General features: G+C 65.6%; 11 protein-coding genes and 2 tRNA genes. 8 read left to right on the forward strand and 5 right to left on the reverse strand.

Features of this window, described 5'->3' with window-relative positions; genetic code table 11:
• The first annotated feature begins 135 nt into the window (after nt 1-135).
• From dnaA to SROT_RS00020, 4 genes are all read left to right on the forward strand, one after another.
• Entirely contained in the window at nt 136-1593 is a 1458-nt protein-coding gene (dnaA, locus tag SROT_RS00005; protein WP_041406758.1) for a chromosomal replication initiator protein DnaA, read from the forward strand.
• Nucleotides 1594-2094: 501 nt separating this feature from the next.
• A complete protein-coding gene (gene dnaN / locus SROT_RS00010; RefSeq protein ID WP_013136951.1) occupies nt 2095-3288 on the forward strand; it encodes a DNA polymerase III subunit beta in 1194 nt (397 codons plus the stop codon).
• Nucleotides 3289-3291: 3 nt separating this feature from the next.
• The gene (gene recF, locus SROT_RS00015; RefSeq protein ID WP_013136952.1) at nt 3292-4497 is read left to right on the forward strand and encodes a DNA replication/repair protein RecF; all 1206 of its coding nucleotides are present in this window, start codon (nt 3292-3294) and stop codon (nt 4495-4497) included.
• A complete protein-coding gene (locus SROT_RS00020; protein WP_013136953.1) occupies nt 4490-5002 on the forward strand; it encodes a DciA family protein in 513 nt (170 codons plus the stop codon). Before recF ends, SROT_RS00020 begins: the two co-directional genes overlap by 8 nt.
• Before the next feature lie 227 nt (nt 5003-5229).
• Here the strand turns inward: SROT_RS00020 and SROT_RS00025 are convergent, their stop codons facing one another.
• From SROT_RS00025 to SROT_RS00045, 5 genes are all read right to left on the reverse strand, one after another.
• Complete coding sequence (locus SROT_RS00025) at nt 5230-5589, reverse strand: glyoxalase superfamily protein (protein ID WP_148223281.1); 360 nt, start codon at nt 5587-5589, stop codon at nt 5230-5232.
• 288 nt (nt 5590-5877) lie between these two features.
• Nucleotides 5878-5951, reverse strand: a tRNA-Asp gene (locus tag SROT_RS00030).
• 41 nt (nt 5952-5992) lie between these two features.
• Nucleotides 5993-6065, reverse strand: a tRNA-Glu gene (locus SROT_RS00035).
• Between the two features lie 99 nt (nt 6066-6164).
• Complete coding sequence (locus tag SROT_RS00040) at nt 6165-6767, reverse strand: YqgE/AlgH family protein (protein WP_013136955.1); 603 nt, start codon at nt 6765-6767, stop codon at nt 6165-6167.
• An 81-nt stretch (nt 6768-6848) separates the two neighbouring features.
• On the reverse strand, nt 6849-8390 hold the full coding sequence (locus SROT_RS00045) for a CCA tRNA nucleotidyltransferase (RefSeq protein WP_013136956.1): 1542 nt from the start codon (nt 8388-8390) through the stop codon (nt 6849-6851).
• 8 nt (nt 8391-8398) lie between these two features.
• On the opposite strand from SROT_RS00045, the gene SROT_RS00050 reads away from it, so the two are divergent.
• The 4 genes from SROT_RS00050 to SROT_RS00065 all read left to right on the forward strand — a co-directional run bounded on the left by SROT_RS00050 (nt 8399) and on the right by SROT_RS00065 (nt 14701).
• Nucleotides 8399-9016 (forward strand): NUDIX hydrolase, encoded by a 618-nt coding sequence (locus SROT_RS00050; protein ID WP_013136957.1) that lies wholly within the window; start codon nt 8399-8401, stop codon nt 9014-9016.
• Nucleotides 9013-11331: a DUF6049 family protein gene (locus SROT_RS00055; RefSeq protein ID WP_013136958.1), complete on the forward strand. Its 2319-nt coding sequence runs from the start codon at nt 9013-9015 to the stop codon at nt 11329-11331. The genes SROT_RS00050 and SROT_RS00055 overlap by 4 nt, the downstream gene beginning before the upstream one ends.
• A complete protein-coding gene (gene murJ, locus SROT_RS00060; RefSeq protein WP_041406762.1) occupies nt 11321-12988 on the forward strand; it encodes a murein biosynthesis integral membrane protein MurJ in 1668 nt (555 codons plus the stop codon). Before SROT_RS00055 ends, murJ begins: the two co-directional genes overlap by 11 nt.
• Before the next feature lie 138 nt (nt 12989-13126).
• Nucleotides 13127-14701, forward strand: coding sequence for a protein kinase family protein (locus SROT_RS00065; protein WP_013136960.1), 1575 nt, complete (start codon nt 13127-13129; stop codon nt 14699-14701).
• Nucleotides 14702-14707 lie beyond the last annotated feature (6 nt).

Genomic DNA, 14707 nt, shown 5'->3' on the forward strand with positions numbered 1-14707 from the left:
TTTCTGTCTTCACAGCTGGGGATAAGTCTGTGGGTAAGTCAGCCGCCGAACAAACCAGGGAAAGCGTCGCCAGTTGTCTGATCTGGCTTATTCCGTCCGACACCCAGCACAGGCCAAAGCTTTAAGGGGATCCCGTTGCCGACAGAAACATCTCCTTTCGACGCAGTCTGGGCAGAAGTGCTGGCCCAGCTGTCGGACGAAAGCGCGACGGAAGCCTTCGGATACCCGCCCCTCACCAAACAACAACGCGCGTGGCTCCCGCTCGCGAAACCAGTCAGTCTCGGCGAGGGGTTCGCCTTGATCTCTGTGCCCTCCAGTTTCGCGGCGGACGCCTTCGACCGAGGGTTGCGCGCCCCCATCGCCGCGGCGCTGCGCCGGATACTGGGCCGAGAGATCGAACTCAATCTGCGCATCACGAGCCAGAACCAAGAAACACCCGAGCCGAAAGAATCCGCCGCGGCGGCCGGGGACGGTGCACAAGCGGAGGAAACCGGGCCCGCGGAAGAACCGCCGTCCGAGAACTCGGGGAAGACCGCGCTGGCCCCCACCACGGACACCACGACGAGCCTGAACGCGCGGTACACCTTCGAGACATTCGTGATCGGGGCTTCCAACCGGTTCGCGCACGCCGCGACGTTCGCGGTCTCCGAAGCCCCCGCCCGCGCGTACAACCCCCTGTTCATCTGGGGCGACTCCGGGCTGGGCAAAACGCACCTGCTGCACGCGGCGGGGCATTACACCCAACGGCTGTTCTCCGGTTTCCGGGTGAAATACGTGTCGACGGAAGAGTTCACGAACGACTTCATCAACAGCCTGCGCGATGACCGCCGGGTCGCCTTCAAGCAGCGCTACCGCGATGTGGACCTGCTCCTCGTCGACGACATCCAGTTCATCGCGGGCAAGGAGGGCATCCAAGAGGAGTTCTTCCACACCTTCAACACCCTGCACAACTCCAACAAACAGATCATCATCACTTCGGACCGGCCCCCGAAGAAGCTCGCCGCGCTGGAAGACCGGCTCCGGACGCGCTTCGAGTGGGGGCTCATCACCGATGTGCAGCCCCCGGAACTGGAAACGCGGATCGCGATCCTGCGGAAAAAAGCGAATATCGACGGGCTCGAAGTGCCCGACGACGTCGCGGAGCTCATCGCCTCGCGCATCGAGCGCAATATCCGAGAACTGGAGGGGGCCCTCATCCGGGTGACCGCCTTCGCGTCGCTCAACCACCAAAAACTGACCTCGGCGCTTGCCGAGATGGTCTTGCGAGACCTCGTGCCGGACAGTCCGACGCTCGAGATCAGCGTCTCGGTGATCCTGGGAGCGACTGCCGAGTACTTCAGCACAACGATCGAAGAGCTCTGCGGCCCCGTGAAAACGCGGCCGCTGGCCCAAGCGAGACAGATCGCCATGTATCTGTGCCGGGAGCTCACGGACCTCTCACTGCCGAAAATCGGCCAAGCCTTCGGGCGAGACCACACCACCGTGATGTACGCGGACAAAAAAGTCCGCAAAGAGCTCGCCGAACGCCGTCAGGTGTACGACCAGGTGCACGAGCTCACCGCCAGAGTGCGCCAGCGCGCCAAGACCTCCTGAGCCCTTGCGGGCAGCAGTCGCGCCGCGCAGACAGTGATTTGCCGCACATATTTGTCTTTCCACACGGTCTCGAAGCCGCCCCATGAGTCACAAAAGACACATGCAGCCTCATAGAGCATCAGTTATCGGCGTCTTCCACATCTGTGGATTACCCTGTGTATAACAGTATTATATTGTGGACAACAGTGGGACAAACATCCACAGGGGTCGAGGCGATCCACAGCGCGGGCGCCAGCCCCGCGTTGACGCCCACTTCTGTCCCCAAACACAAACACCAACTGAACAGCAGGCGTCTGGTTTATCCACAGTTTCCACAAAGCCTACTGCTACTACTAAAAATTTCTCGAAAAATAATGCACAGCATTAGGAGTGCGAGCCGTCGGCCGCGCGACCACACCCTGCTGGGCGCTTGACGAGTGCCGTAGGCTGCAATCACTGAGAGCCATGGCCGGCTTCGGCCAGGTTCCTCCTCGACCTGCACCACGACTGAAGGACGACAGATTGTCTGAAGAAGATTTCACTTTCGAAGTGCCCCGAGATCTCTTCGCTGATTCTGTCTCCTGGGTCACCCGTCGTCTCCCTGCCCGGCCCGCCATGCCGTTGCTCGCCGGGCTTTTGTTGTCCGCGGACGAGACCGGAGAGCTCTCGCTCGGTGGCACAGATTATGACCTCACCGCCCAAGCGCATCTTTCGGCCCAGGTCAGCGGCCCAGGGAAGGTTCTTGTCTCTGGGCGGTTGCTCGCCGACATCGCCAAAGCCCTGCCTTCCCCCTCCGTGCGGATCGCAACGGAAGGCACCAAAGTGCATGTGCGCAGCGGTTCGGCGAAATTCACCCTGCCGAGCATGCCGGTCGACGAATTCCCCAGCCTCGCGGAACATCCGACGCCCATCGGCTCCGCCCAAGCCAAAGAGTTGTTCGCAGCGATCAGCCAGGTGGGCGTGGCCGCCAGCCGGGACGACACTTTGCCAGCGCTCACTGGTCTGCGGTTGGTGTTCACACAGGAAGGGATCGAACTCGCGGCCACGGACCGGTTCCGGCTCAGCGTCCGCAAGCTCGTCTGGGACGGCAAAGGAGTCGGCGAAGAGCCCCTCACGGCATTGGTGCCAGCAGCTGTTCTCAGCGAATTCGCCCGCACACAGCTCGAAACCGACGACGCCCCTGTCGAATTCGCGCTGGACCAGGGAGCCGGTTCGCCGAGCCTTCTCGGCGTGCAGGCCGGCCCCTTCCGCATCACCACCCGGTTGCTCGACGCCCAGTTGCCAGACGTCTCCCAGTTGATCCCCAAGCGGTACAGCTCCTTGGCGAGAGTGGAGCTCGCCCCGCTCGTGGAGGCAGTGCGACGGGTCTCGCTGGTCTCCGCCCGGCGCTCACAGATCCGTTTGGATTTCCAAGGCTCTGGTTCGGACGCGCTGCTCAAACTGTCCGCAGGCGCAGAAGAAGCAGGTTTCGCAGAAGAAGAGCTCGCTGTGCAGCACTGGGGCGAGCCTATTTCTGTCGTTTTCAACCCCGGCTACTTGCTCGACGGCTTGTCCACCTTCCGAGGCGAGTGCGGACAATTCGGCTTCACCGGCCCGAACCGAGCAGTGGCATTGGTGACCGGGGACGGCCCCGAGCCAGAAGAAACTGCGGAGGGTTACACCGCGGACGCCCCGGACCAGGTTTACGTCTTGATGCCGGTGCGGTTGCAAGGGTAGACCGTGCGCGTCTCCTCTTTCGAGATCCGAGACTTCCGCTCCTGGGAGCACGCCGCCATGCGACTCGACGAGGGCTGCACGTTGTTCCTCGGCCGCAACGGCTACGGCAAGACGAATTTGGTCGAAGCTTTGGGGGTGTTGTCCAGTTTGTCCAGTCACCGCGGCGCGCAGAACGCCGCGATGGTGCGCAGAGGGGCGGCGGAGGCGTTCCTTTCCGCGGAGGTGCTCAACGAGGGGCGAAAACTCACCGTCGGTTTGCGAATCGCGCCAGGCAAAGCCACAAAAGCGCAGCTGAACGGGGTGAACCGGCCCACGCGCGAGGTGGCGGGTATTTTGCGGACGGTGTTTTTCTCGCCGGAAGACCTCGCGCTGGTGCGTGGAGAACCAGGTGAGCGGCGGCGTTTTCTCGATGAGACTTTGATTGTGCGCCAACCGAGAATGGCCGGCGTCAAAGCCGATTTCGAGCGGGTGCTCCGTCAGCGCGCGACCTTGCTCAAATCTCTCAGCGGCGCTCGCGGCGCGGCGCGCAACGACGAGGCCAGGGCCACATTGGAAGCCTGGGACGAGCAATTCGCCAGCCGGGCAGCCGCGCTGACGGTGGCACGGCTCGATCTTGTGCGGGCGCTCAGCCCCAGGGTCGGGCGCTGCTACGCGGCAATCGACCCGTTGTCAGACGACGCGGAGCTGCGTTATCGCATGTCCGCCGAAGACGCCGATCAAGAAGAGACGGGCGGAGAAGCCCCTGTGGGGGAAACTTCTGAGCCACAGGTCGCCAACGCGGTGATGGAACGGCTCTCGCAGCTGCGGGAGGAAGAACTCCGGCGAGGGCAATGCCTGGTCGGCCCGCACCGGGACGATCTGGAATTGCGTCTTGCCGGGGGCGCAGCACGGGCGTTCGTGAGCCACGGCGAAGCGTGGTCGTACGCGCTCGCTTTGCGCGTGGCCGCTTTCGAACTGCTCCGGGAGGAAGGGCACGATCCCGTCCTCGTCCTCGACGACGTGTTCGCCGAATTGGACGGGCCGCGCCGGGAAGTCGTTGCCGGCCTGGCCAAAAAAGCGGAGCAAACCCTCATCACCGCGGCAGACCCCGCGACAGTCCCCGACGGACTTGTGGCGAATGTTGTGCCGGTGAGCCTTGGCGAGTCACGGGGGACGAAATCCTCTCGTATCCTTGTGGAGCAGACACCTATGGGAGAAGACGATGCATGAGGACGATCCGAGCGGTTCCGCGGAAGAACTCGCGCGCAGGCTCATCGGGGAGTTCCACGGCCAAAGCGCTTTGGGAAAGCGTGTTCCGAGGCGGTTGAAGCCCGATCAGCGCCCGGACCGGTTCCGGTGGAGCGGCCCTGGACCGGATGTTCGCGACCCGAAGCCTTTTTCCGAGCTGTGCGACCAGTTGCAGAAGAAAGACACCTGGTCGGCCAAGCTCGCCGAAGGCAAAATTTTCTCGCTGTGGCCCATGATCGTCGGAGACCAAATCGCCTCGCACGCCAAACCTCTGCACTTGACCGACGGCCTGCTGCATGTGCAAGCCGAGTCAACGGCTTGGGCGACGCAGCTGCGGCTCATGCAAAACCAGTTGCTGGAAAAATTCTCCCACCACATGGGAACAAGAGTCGTCCGTGCTTTGAAAATAACGGGCCCGAAAGCACCGAGCTGGAAGAAAGGCGAACGGCACGTTCGGGGAAGAGGCCCCCGAGACACGTACGGGTGACCTGGCCCGTGCTTCGGCGTTCGAGAGAGGGTGCGAAACGAGCACGACGGCGCTCAGAGCATGTGCATATTTTTCTTGCGTTCTCTGCGGACAAGCTGGGCATGCGCGGGTGTGAGAACGGCCGATCAGAGAATATAGAGTCAGAAACGGAACATGCTCGCTGTGGAAAACCCGGACAGCTCGATGGGAAAACCCTCTGGACGGAGCGCCCCGAGCCGACTTTTCCGTCATGGTTGGTGGAAAATCAGCCGATTGCCGAACGGGTCCAGGACGAGGAGCTCGTCGCCCCAATCGCACCTCTCGATCTTTGGAACTGCGGGAACCCGTGGTTTCGCCCGCAATTCGCTGTGCAGCGCGGCGATATCGTCGGTGATGAATCGCACGGCGGAGCCCGGAGTCGCGTCCCCGATATGCTCGCTCAGGTGCAGCACCCACGGCCCACGCGAGACTTGTTGATAGAGCGGCAGTTCTGGCTCGAAGTGATGCTCCCAGTCCGTCTGGAATCCGAGATAGTCCACATAGAACGCCCTCGCCCCGCCATCAGGGAAGACTCGCAGCATTGGGATGACGGGCGGGTACGTGCTCATCGGCCTCATACTATTGGCCTCCACCTCGGAACTCGCCATGCGCGTGATTGACGCAGTGACAAGCAGTTGTCTTTCGGGGGGAAACACCGCTTCGGCGAGCATTGCCCCAAAGAACACCGTATTGGAAGAGCAACACAATGGGCGAAGAGATCGGCGCAAGCTCCGCTGGCGCCGCCAGGGGTTTCGGCGCTGGAGCGGTGGGCTCGGGGAAAAGGAATGGTCAGCCGCAGATGCCGATTGGGGTTCCGGGCAAGAATAGAAATTGGCATGGAACAGCAATGATGTGTGCGACCTTGACGGGACTCGAACCCGCGACCTCCGCCGTGACAGGGCGGCGCGCTAACCAACTGCGCCACAAGGCCTTATATTCCCGCGAACGGGATTGTCGATCCACCTCGGATCGTACCCCCTACGGGATTCGAACCCGCGTTGCCGCCGTGAAAGGGCGGAGTCCTAGGCCACTGAACGAAAGGGGCATGCCGTGGGGAGCCGGTCTATCGTAGGACATCTTGGCCCCAGACGCCAACTCAATACGCTGAACTGGGCTTCGTCCCGAACGAATGGACTGCGGCGCTTTAATTGACCCCCGTGTCGATCGGGTGGGTCGCCAGCACACCGGCTCGGGCGCCGTGGCGGCGGATGACCTGCCCCCACAGATCGACCCCGGCTCCGACGAAGACATCCTGGGGCAGCCCGCTCACGACATACCAAGCGCCTCGGGAAAGTTCGGCCGCGAGCTGCCCGGAAGCCCAGCCGGAGTAACCGGCGAAAATCCGCACATATTGGAGCGAGGAGGCGATGAGCTGGGCGTCGCCTTCCAAATCGACCACGGCGATGTCCGGGGCCACGACCGAAAACCCCAGGCTTTCCGTGCTCCCGGACTCGGCTGCGGCAACGCCTTCGCGGGGCAATCCCAGGCAGAGCAAACCATCTTTGCGCACGGGGCCGCCGTTGTGGACCACGCAAGGCTCGGCGGCGAAGTCTTCCCATGCGGGAGCGACAGACGCCACGGAGATTTTTGTCGGACGGTTCACCACCAGCCCGAAGGTGCCTCGTTCGTCGTGCTCGAGAATGTAGACGACGGTGCGCTGGAATGTGTCGCCCCGCAAATCCGTGGAGGCGAGCAGCAAGGAGCCCGCACGGACCGATTCGATCTGTGCGGAGAACGGAAGGCCCATCCCATCATCATGGCATTTCCCGGGCCGCGCATGACACCCCCATGGCACAGGGCTGCGGCGACCCTGCTGGCGCAAGGGGCGTTAGCGCTTCGCCCACCAGTCGAGCAAATGGCGTTTGGCCTCCTGCGGGTCGAGCGGGCCGTGCTCCAATCGGAGCTCTTTGAGGTGATGCCATGCTTCGCCCACCGCACGGCCAGGTCCGATCCCGAGTATTTCCATGATCGCGTTGCCGTCCAAATCCGGGCGCACTTTCGCGAGGTCCTCCGCTTCGGCGAGTTTCGCAATGCGCTCTTCGAAGCGGTCGTAGGCGGCGGCCAGCTGCCGGGAGCGGCGCGCGTTGCGGGTCGTGCAGTCCGCCCGGACCAGCAGATTGAGTTTGGGCAGCAGCTCCCCGGCGTCCACGACGTAGCGCCGCACGGCGGAATCGGTCCAAGATTGCTCGCCGTACCCGTAAAAACGCATATGCAGAAAGACGAGTTTGCCGACGTCTTCCACCATGTGCTTGGGGAAGGCGAGTGCGCGCAAGCGTTTGCGGGCGAGTTTCGCGCCCACCACTTCGTGATGGTGGAAACTCACCGCGCCGCCCGCTTCGAACCGCCGCGTCGCGGGTTTGCCGATGTCGTGCAGCAAAGCCGCCCACCGCAGCACCGGATCTGGGTCGCCGGGCTCCAGCGCCATCGCGTTGCCGAGCACCGCCAACGAGTGCCGGTACACGTCTTTATGGTGGTGCGCGGCGTCAGTCGCGAGTTGCAGCTGGGGGACTTCCGGCAAGACGAACTCGGCCAACCCGCTGTCCACCAGGAGTTCGACGCCCTCCACGGCGTGTTCGCCGACGATGAGTTTCTGCAGCTCCGCGCCGACGCGTTCGGCGGTGATCCGTGTGATCTCCCCGGCCATGTCCACTGTCGCCCGCGCGACGCGGGGGGACCAGGTGAAACCGAGCTGCGCGGCAAAACGCGCCGCCCGCAACATGCGCAGCGGGTCGTCGCCGAAGGAGATCTCCGGGGTGTCCGGGGTGTCGATCCTTCCGGCGAGCACATCTTCCAAGCCCCCGAGCGGATCGACGAACTCGCCGCAGCCTTGCGCGGTCAACGACACCGCCATCGCGTTCATGCGGAAGTCGCGGCGGGTGAGATCGGTTCGCAAGTCCGTGCCGAAATCCACGGCCGGATTGCGCGAGCTCTGGTCGTAGTCGTCTTTGCGGAAGGTGGTGATTTCCAGCTTGTTGCCGTTTTTGAGCGCCCCGACCGTTCCGAACGCGATGCCGGTGTCCCACATCTCCTCGGCCCAGCCCCGAAGCAATTTCTGCGTGTGTTCGGGCCTCGCGTCGGTGGTGAAGTCCAGGTCGTCGCCCAATCGGCCAAGGAGGGCGTCGCGCACGCTGCCGCCGACAAGGTACAGCTGGTGCCCCTGGTCGGCGAACCGCTCGGCCAAGGACCCGAAAAGCCCGTCATGGGCGTGCAGCGCGGTGTGCGCCTGGGCTAAGAGGCGGACCCGGCGCTCTGCTCCGGGAGCTCTGTCTTCTTGGCCCCCGCTCTCGGGGTTCGTCGAACTCGGTTTCGCCACCACTTGAGCATAAAGGCGGGCGCAGAGGCTGTGAGAAGTGGCTTTGGCAGCTACCATCGACCACTATGACAAGCACGGACAACACCGGGCCTGAGGAATCGCCCAGGGGCGATCGGCCCGACGGGCGCCCCAGGCGCCGCCGCAAGCACAAGCCCCGCAGCCAGCGGCCGCGCCGCCATGACCGGGAAACGTCGGCCGGAGGCCTCGTCGTCGCGGGACTGGACGGGCCGCCGGAGGAATTCCGCGCGGCGCTCATCGGGAGGTTGGACAAAGCAGGACGGATGCGATGGTCCATGCCGAAAGGCCACATCGAGCCAGGGGAGACCGCGGAACAAGCCGCGGTGCGCGAAGTCAAAGAGGAGACGGGCATCGACGGAACCGTGCTGGCGTCCCTCGGCAGCATTGACTATTGGCTGCACGGGCAAGGGAAAAGGGTGCTCAAAACGGTGCACCATTATCTCATGCGGTTTCAATCCGGCGAGCTTTCCGACGAAGACGTCGAAGTCACCGAAGTCGCGTGGGTTCCGCTCACCGAACTGTCCACTCGGCTCTCGTACGCCGACGAGCGCAAACTCGCGGCGATCGCGAACAACCTGATCGAAGGGATGCGCGCGGGCGGGGCCAGGGCGCCGCTGCGCGGCGGCGGGAGCGCAGGCTCGGCCGACGAGAGCGCCGCCCCGTGATTGCGCGGGGACTCCTGCGCGCCCTCGGGGCTTGGTTGGGCGCGCTCTGCCTCGTCGCGGCGCTCAGCTCAGCGTCCGCGGAACCGCAAACCCGCGACCGGGCTCCCAGTTTTCTGCGCATCTCCCTCGACCCGGCCAGCCTGAACATGGTGACCACGGGCGGGGAGGACGCAGTGGACGTGGACGGGGAGATCGAGAATTTCAGCGACAAGCCTGTCACCGACGTGGAGGCCCGTTTGCAGCGGGCGCCCGCCGTCCTCGACGCGGCCGGCCTCGCCGCGAGCCTGACCGACCCGGAGGAAACGTATGACACGTTGGGGCCTTTTCAGCTGATCGCCGAGCACATCGCCGCGCACGCGAAGGCGCGGTTCCATCTTTCCCTGCCGCTGCGCGGGTCCGCCGACTCATTGCAGATCCCCAACCCAGGGGTCTACCCGATGCTGGTCAACGTCAACGGCACCCCGGACTCCGGCGTCCACGCGCGGCTCGACGACCTGCGGTTCTTGCTCCCCGTGTTGGGTTTGCCCGCCGCGCCCGGCCTGCCCGCCCAGCCCGCGAAAATCGACCGTCCCGCGCGATTGGGCCTGGTGCTCCCGTTCGCCGACGAACCAAGGTGGGCTCCGGGCTCCATCGAGGGCGACGGGCTTGTGCGCCTGACCGATGACGAGCTGGCGGGCGAGCTGGCGCCGGACGGGCGCCTCGGCGTGCTGCTCGCGGGCTTCGAGCGGTTGCGCCATGCGGCCGAGCCCACCGCCAATGCCTTGCGCCAAGGGGTCTGCGTCGCGGTCGACCCGGACCTGTTGCGAACAGTGAACGCCATGACCGGCGACTACCTCGTGCAATCCCCACGAGACGGGCTCGTCGCGGGCAAAGGTTCCGCGGCGGCGCGGGACTGGCTCGCCAGACTGCGCGCCGCGACGGCGGGGCAATGCGTCGTCGCCATGCCGTTCGCGCACGCCGATCTGGCCGCCCTGGCCCAAAGCGCAGATCCGCAACTGCAAAAGATCGCCCTCGACCAAGCCGGGGATTTTGTGGACAACTTCCTTTCCGTCACCTCGGTCCGAGGCCTGATCGTCTCGGCGAACACGAGGATCGGCAAACCGGTCGCCGACATGTTGTCCGCCAAGGGGTTTCACACGGTGCTGACCCCCAGGGCGACAGAGCTCCCCGACGCGAGCGAGGCGCTGGGACCAGGACTTGCCGCCGTCCATTTCGACAGCACGACCAGCACATTGCTCGGCTCTTTGGGGAGCCGGAACTCGCCGGGGCTGCCTCCGCAGGACCGCACCGCCCAGCGCCAGAGCGCGGTCGCCGCCCTGCTCTGGCCAGCTCTGCAATCCTCCAACCCTGGTCAGCTCCCCACGACGGGCGGGCTGGAGCTGCTCGTCCCCCCTTCGGTGTGGAGCCCCAGCCAGGCGGACTTCGACGCGCTGATCTTCGCGGCTTCGATCGCCTTGCAAGCGGGCATCGCGAAACCGATCTCCTGGAATCCGGTTTCCGGGCCGCGCGCCTTCGGCGCAGGGGCGAACGCCACTGCCGAGCAGGAGGTCGCCGTCGCCGCGCCGAAAACATTGCTCAAACCACTGCCGGGCAGTGTCATCGACGCCGCGAACCAGGTCCGCGGGGTCGTCGACCAGCTCGCAGCGGGGATCGTCGACCAACCCGACGATCCGATGACCGCGGAGCGGTACGCGAGAAGCTGGAACGAGCAGTTGTTGCGAACACTCGCGTCCGGCCCCAGCGCGGACGGCGCCCCGGAGCGCATGGACCGGCTCGGGTCCGCGTTGGACGCCGCGACAGCTTCGGTCTGCCCTGTCGATCCGGGCAAGCCGTACACGCTTTTCACCGAAGACGGCTCCTTGCCGGTCGTGGTCCGCAATGGTTTGCCGGTTTCGATGCGCGTCCAACTCGCGGTGCGCGCTCCTTCCGGGGTGGAGGTTTCCGCCCTCGGGCCGGAGACGGTGCCCGCGCACGGCAGCCGAGTGCTGTCCCTGCCCGCGCGGGTGAAGGCGCCCAAGCTTTCCCCGGTGGAAATCGAGCTGCGAACAGTCAGCGGGCTGAACTTGGGCAATCTCGTGACGGTTTCCGTCCAATCCAGCCAGTACCGGGGGTTGGTCGCCGTTGTCACCGCGGTGGTCGGCGCGTTGTTGCTCGCGCTCATGGCGCGGCGGCTCTGGCGACGGATCACCGGCAAGGGCGGCCCGGGCGGGCGGTTGAAACCCGACGAGCACGACCGCAAGATGGCAGGCCTGGGATTCCGGGAGCGGACCCTGGTCGAGAGCAGGCATGGGGCGTTGCCGCCGGATGACGACTGAGCCCCGCGGCCTGAAGCCCGACAGCCCCGAGCCCCAGACTGTGAAGACCGGGCCGCGGCTCGCCGCCCGGCGCGTTGTCGCGACGGGCGGCCTGGTCGCATTCGCGACCTTGCTTTCGCGGATCACCGGTTTCGCGAAGGCCGTGCTCGTGGTGGTGCTGCTCCTGCCCGAGGTTTCCAGCGCCTTCACCATCGCCAATCAGATCCCCAACATGGTCGAGCAGCTTGTGTTGGGCGCAGTGATCACCCAGGCTTTCGTCCCCGTGCTGGTGCGCGCGTCGGTGGCCGACGAGGACGGCGGCTCGGCGTTCACGCAGCGCATGATCGGGTTGACTTTGGCCGTGCTCGCGGCGGCGACGCTGCTCGGCTACCTCCTCGCGCCTTGGCTGTTGCCGCAGTTCCTCGACCATGGCGGCGGGAAAGTGCCCGCCCGCCTCGTCGCGCAGCTGTTGTTGCTGCTGTTGCCGCAGATTTTCTTTTACGGCCTGTTCTCGCTCGGCAACGCTGTGCTCAACCAGCGAGGCCGCTTCCAGCCCGGAGCCTGGGCCCCGGTCGTCAACAATCTCGTGGTGATCGCCGCTTTGCTGCTTTTCGCCGTCCTGCCCGGTTCGCCCCGACCGGGCTTGTTGACCGCGCCGCAACTCTGGACTTTGGGCTGCGGCGCCACGGCCGGGGTACTGGCGCAGGCCCTGGTGCTGTGGCCTGCGTTGCGCCGGGCGGGGGTGCGGTTGCGCCCGAGATGGGGGATCGACTCGCGGCTCAAACGGTTCGGCGGCACCGTTGCCGCGATGGTGTGTTACGTGGTCATCAGCCAGGCGGGCTTTTTGGTGGCGGTGCAGATCGCGGGACGGGTCGACGGCGGCGGGCCGACGATTTACCAAAACGTGTGGCTGCTGCTGCAATTGCCCTACGGCGTGCTGGGAGTGACGATCATCACGATGATGACCCCGCAGCTCGCCAAGGCCGCCGCGGACGGGGACGACGAGCAGGTGGTCGCCGATCTCGCGCGCGCGAACCGTTTCACCTCGGCCGCTCTGACCCCAGTCGTCGCCCTGATGACAGCGGCAGGGCCGCTCATCGGGGTCGGCCTTTTCGGCCATGGCAAATTCGACCAAGCCCACGCCCAGACGCTCGGTTTGGTGCTGAGCTGGTCGGCGTTCACCATCCTCCCCTACGCTGTTGTGCTCGTGCAGTTGCGCGTGTTCTACGCACGGCAAGAGTCGTGGACGCCGACCTGGATCGTCGTCGGGGTCACGGCAGTCAAAATCGCGGGCTCGTACCTGGCTCTCGTGGCGAGCAGCGATCCGACGCGCGTGCAAGAGCTGCTCGGCGTCGCGAACGGGCTGGGCTATCTTTTCGGCGCGGTGATCGGGTTCGTGTTGCTGCGCCGCTCCCTCGGTCCGCTCGGCCTCGCCTCGTTGGGCCGCGGCTTCGCCTTGGTGGCCGCGGCCAGCGCTTTCGGCGCGGCGCTCTTCGCGCTCGTCGCAGCTTCTGGGCCGGTCGGGCGCTGTGTGTCAGACCATGGTTCCGCGGGCGGCCTCCTCGTGCTCGCCGTGCTGGGCTCTGTCTGCCTCGTGGTGGTGTACGCCTTGCTGTGGGCGCTCGGCGCCCCGGAGATTCGGGCCTTGGCCTCGCTCGCGCGACGCACAACAGGCTGAGCGCGCCGGCTTTTCGCACCAGGCAGGCCAATGGACGAGGGCCGGGAGCCCTCTGTGGCTCTGCTAATCTTCCTAAACAACGGAAACGGAAGAGGTATTCACCGACCTCGAAGACAACGCACGCCACGAGGAGTCCTGTTGACCCAAGAGCAAGCCTTGTCCCCAGAGCAAGCTCCGCCGCCGCGCATCCCGGGAGCTATGGTCCTCGGGGGGCGCTACCGGTTGCTGGTCCGGTGCGGATCAGTCGGGTCGCACACCTTCTGGCAAGCCATGGACGCCCACCTCAACCGCCATGTGGCGCTCACGTTCACGACGAACGCGGCCCCGGAGGCGCTGCGGGCCGCCATGGTGCTCGCCAAGCTCTCTTCGCCGGGCCTGGCCAGGATTTTCGACGTCACCAACGACCAGGGCGACCTGGTCGTCATCACCGAGTGGGTCGCGGGGGCCCCGCTGCGCGAAGTCGCGCTGAGCCGCCCTTCCGCCCTGGGTTCGGCGAACGCGCTCACGGCGCTGGCGGACGCGGCGGCTGCCGCGCACGAGAACGGGGCCTTGCTCGGCCTCGACCATCCGATTCGGGTGCGCATCAGCAACGACGGCGAGGCTGTGCTGGCCTACCCTTCTGTTTCGGCCACCCAGACTCGCGCCGACGACGTCCGCGCCCTCGGCGGAACGTTGTACGCCCTGCTCACCGGGCAATGGCCCGAGAAGGCGGGCAACGCCGAAGACTCCGGCCTGCCGTTGGCGAAAGAAGAGCCCGACGCGGGGTTGGCCTCCGCGCGCGAGCGCGACCCGTCCGTGCCCCGTTTGGTTTCGGACGCGGCGGATTCGGCTCTCGGGGCCACAGTGAGCGCGGAGCAGTTCCGGGAACTGCTGGAGCAGGCGTTGTCCGAGGAGGACCCCGAAGCGGCCGGGCCCGAGACGCAGGCCCAAGCCTCGGACGGCGGATTGCAGCTCGATCTCGGCCTTCGCTCTTCGGCTCCAGCGCAATCGGCTGTTCACCGGGCCAGGACCGGCGAGCCCGGGACCGGGGACGCGCCCTCCCTGCGCGAGCGCCTGCTCGGCTCGGACAGCCGTTCGCGCAAGACGCTTCTGATCGGCAGCTCCCTGCTCGTCGTCATCATGCTCCTGGTCGGTTACAGCGTGTACGCCCTGGTGGACAGCATCGGCGCAGGCGGCTCGAACGGGCGCCCGCTGGTCCCCGGCCAGACCGGCTCCGCGTCGTCCAGCGGCCCGGCCGCTCCGGTGAAAGCCACGGACGCGCAAGTGGTGGATTTCCGGGGCGACCCGTCCGGGCTGGACGACCCGCGCGAAGCGAAGAACGCCATAGACGGCAGCAATGCGAGCTACTGGCAGACCGACTTGTACAACGAAGGCCCCAAGATGGTGTTCAAGCCGGGCATCGGCTTGCTGGTGACTTTGGAGAAAGCGGTCAAGCTGCAGCAAGTGACGGTCTCCTCGCCGTCCAACGGCACGGTGGTGGACATCTATGTCGCCAAGTCGCCGAGCACGAAGGCCAGCGACGTGAAAAAACTCGACGACCTGGTGAAAGTCGCCTCGGGGCAGATCAACGGGCAAACGACCACGTTGTCGTGCAACACGGCGCAGGCGCAGCCCTCCTCGTTGGTGCTCGTGTGGCTCACCACGCTCTCCCCGGCGGGCGGGCAGTATCGGAGCCGGATCAATGAGTTGGCCTTCACCGGATCTGCGTCGTAACGCCGG

It is taken from the genome of Segniliparus rotundus DSM 44985, from assembly GCF_000092825.1.
GTDB lineage: Bacteria > Actinomycetota > Actinomycetes > Mycobacteriales > Mycobacteriaceae > Segniliparus > Segniliparus rotundus.

Coding starts and splice junctions, on each gene's coding strand:
- SROT_RS00020 (WP_013136953.1), top strand. CDS start 4,490: ATGCATGAGGACGATCCGAGCGGTTCCGCGGAAGAACTCGCGCGCAGG.
- SROT_RS00025 (WP_148223281.1), bottom strand. CDS start 5,589: ATGAGCACGTACCCGCCCGTCATCCCAATGCTGCGAGTCTTCCCTGAT.
- SROT_RS00040 (WP_013136955.1), bottom strand. CDS start 6,767: ATGGGCCTTCCGTTCTCCGCACAGATCGAATCGGTCCGTGCGGGCTCC.
- SROT_RS00045 (WP_013136956.1), bottom strand. CDS start 8,390: ATGGTAGCTGCCAAAGCCACTTCTCACAGCCTCTGCGCCCGCCTTTAT.
- SROT_RS00050 (WP_013136957.1), top strand. CDS start 8,399: ATGACAAGCACGGACAACACCGGGCCTGAGGAATCGCCCAGGGGCGAT.
- murJ (WP_041406762.1), top strand. CDS start 11,321: ATGACGACTGAGCCCCGCGGCCTGAAGCCCGACAGCCCCGAGCCCCAG.